The organism is Ramlibacter sp. AN1133, from assembly GCF_037890035.1.
Lineage (GTDB): Bacteria > Pseudomonadota > Gammaproteobacteria > Burkholderiales > Burkholderiaceae_C > Ramlibacter.
In genome coordinates, this window is record NZ_JBBKTQ010000060.1 from 1 (window position 1) to 447 (window position 447).

At 66.0% G+C, this 447-nt stretch carries 1 protein-coding gene; it reads left to right on the forward strand.

The features are described 5' to 3' along the window. Nucleotides 1–2: 2 nt before the first annotated feature. Nucleotides 3–447, forward strand: a 445-nt coding sequence (locus WG923_RS30350; protein ID WP_340354775.1) for an electron transfer flavoprotein subunit beta/FixA family protein, incomplete at its 3' end; no start/stop codon positions are given.

Below are 447 nucleotides of genomic sequence, written 5' to 3' on the forward strand. Positions count from 1 at the left end.
GCATGAAAGTACTGGTCCCGGTCAAGCGGGTGGTGGACTACAACGTGAAAGTCCGCGTGAAGTCGGACGGCAGCGGTGTGGACATCGCCAATGTGAAGATGAGCATGAACCCCTTCGACGAGATCGCCGTGGAAGAGGCGGTGCGGCTGAAGGAGAGGGGCGTCGCCACCGAGGTGATCGCCGTGTCCTGCGGTGTGCAGCAATGCCAGGAGACCCTGCGCACGGCGATGGCCATCGGCGCCGACCGCGCGATCCTGGTGCAGACCGACGAGGAACTGCAGCCCCTGGCGGTGGCCAAGCTGCTGAAGGCCCTCGTCGACAAGGAGCAGCCGGGCCTGGTGATCCTGGGCAAGCAGGCGATCGACGACGACTGCAACCAGACCGGGCAGATGCTGGCGGCGCTGGCGGACCTGCCGCAGGCGACCTTCGCCTCGAAGCTGGAAGTGG